Source organism: Cellulomonas septica, from assembly GCF_012396155.1.
Taxonomy (GTDB): Bacteria; Actinomycetota; Actinomycetes; order Actinomycetales; family Cellulomonadaceae; genus Cellulomonas; species Cellulomonas septica.
Genome location: NZ_JAAXOY010000617.1, coordinates 1 through 2,143, shown reverse-complemented (window position 1 = coordinate 2,143; position 2,143 = coordinate 1). Strand labels below are relative to the sequence as shown.

General features: G+C 72.9%; 1 protein-coding gene. It reads right to left on the bottom strand.

Annotation, left to right across the window (positions count from 1 at the left end):
- Positions 1-44 precede the first annotated feature (44 nt).
- The gene (locus HGA02_RS17320) at positions 45-2,012 is read right to left on the bottom strand and encodes a carbohydrate-binding module family 20 domain-containing protein (protein WP_343035571.1); all 1,968 of its coding nucleotides are present in this window, start codon (positions 2,010-2,012) and stop codon (positions 45-47) included.
- Positions 2,013-2,143: the final 131 nt, after the last annotated feature.

Sequence of the window (2,143 nt, the reverse complement as noted above, 5' to 3'; positions counted from 1 at the left end):
CGCGCGGCCCGCCCCGAGCGCAGGGGCGGGCCGCGCGTCGTGCGTCAGCGCCAGGTGTCGTTCAGCGTGAGCGTCCCGGACGACGGCACGGTCACCGTGCGGTTCGCCCCGCTCTCCCACGTCACGGCACCCGACGCGTCCTTGCGGACGTACTTGTACTGCACCGTCGACCCCGCGGGCAGCGTGACCGCCGCCCGCCACACGGGGTAGGCGGCGGACGAGAGCGGCACGGCGCGCGCCGGGTCCCAGCCGCCGAGCACGGCGGCGTCACCGACGACGAACACGTTCTGACCCCACGCCGTCGTGGCCTGGACGCCGAACGAGACGGCGGCGGTCGACGAGGTCGGGGTGGGCGTCGGTGTCGGGGTGGGCGTGGGCGTGGTGCCGCACGGGCTGCCCGGGCTGACGACTCCCCCGGCGACGCGCACGGCCGCTCCGGTGAGCGTGTAGTCCCGCCCGCCGTTGCTGTCCCACGTCCCGGTGCCGTTCGTGAACGCGGCGGTCACGGCGGCGCCGCCCGTCGCGATCTCGCGCGACACCCAGCCGGTGCACGCGGGCGCCATCTCGACGCCGGGCACGGCGGTCCACGCCCCGGACCCGACGCGGTGGTGGATCCGGTAGGCGGACCAGCCGGGCGTCGTCGCGTAGTAGACGGTCGTGCTCGCGGTCGGCTGCCCACCGGGACGGCCGACGTGGATCGCGACGGCCCCGTGCGCGGGCACCGTCGCGGTGAACGTGCCCGACGACGACACCGTCACGGTCGACGCGCAGGTCGCGGACGCGACGACGTCGCAGTACGAGCCCGCGGGCATCGACGTCTGGAAGGTGCGCGTGACGGGCTGGTCGTGGTCGTTGAGCGCCACGTACCCGCGGTCCCCGCGGCCGAAGCCGACGAGCTGCGAGCCGTCGTCGGTCCACTGCACGAGCGGCGCGCTGCCGACGGTGTTGTGGAAGCCGACCATGCCCTGCACCTCGGTCCACCGCTGCGTGCAGACCCACCGGCTGTCGGCGCACGACGCGTCGGGCACGCTCGTCGCCGAGGCCCCGGGAGCGCCGGCGTCCTTGTCGTCCCAGGTGTACCCGCTGTAGACGGACGGGGCGCCGTAGGGGTGCGCGAGCAGGAACACGTTCGCGAGCCGGTACTCGGCGCCGCGCTTGTAGCTGAGCGTCTCGCCGTTGCGCTCGGTGTCGTGGTTGTCGACGAACGTGCCCGCGGACGACGACGGGAGCAGCCCGTCGGCGATCGTGCGCAGGTTGGCGAGGTTGCCGTCGAACGCGGCCTTGAGCCGCCGGCCGTAGAAGAACTCGTGCGAGTCGCCGCTGCCGAGGTACTCGGACGGCTGGACGGGCTCGCCGCTCGCGCCGATGACCTCGTGCACCCAGAACACGTCCGGGTTCGTGAGCCGACTCTTGATCGCGGCGAGGTCGGCGGCCGGGATGTGCTTGGCGGCATCGATGCGGAAGCCCGCGACGCCGAGGCTCAGCAGGTCGTTCAGGTAGCCGGCCAGGCGGTCGCGCACGTACGACGAGCCGGTGCGCAGGTCCTGCAGCGACACGAGGCGGCAGTTCTGCACCTGGTAGCGGTCGCCGTAGTTGCTGATGTTCGACCGGCAGTCGTTGAAGTCCGCGGCACCGTAGAGCCCGGGGAACGAGTCGACGCCGAACGACGACCCGGCGACGCCGGTGCCGCTCCCCCGGTCCGCGCCGGTGGTGTGGTTGAGCACGGCATCGGCGATGACCCCGACCCCCGCGGCGCGGCACGTCGCGACCATCGCGCGGAACTCCTCGCGCGTGCCGAGCTTCGACTCGATCCGGTAGCTGACGGGCTGGTAGGACGTCCACCACTGCGCGCCGGTGACGTGCTCCTGCGGCGGCGACACCTGCACGTACCCGAAACCGGCGGGCCCGATCGTCGAGGTGCACTCGCGCGCGACGGCGTCCCAGGTCCACTGGAACAGGTTGAGGATGACGTCGCCGCGGCCGTTGGCGGACGGCACGACGGGCTGCGGCACCGGTGGCGCCGCAACTTTTGTCCACAGGGTCTGTCCACAGCGGTGTGCAAAGGGTTGCCTCGATGTGGACACCTGAAGCGATTAGGCGCTGACCTGCGGATCCGGCGTGTCCGAGGGACTCGCCGCGTCCG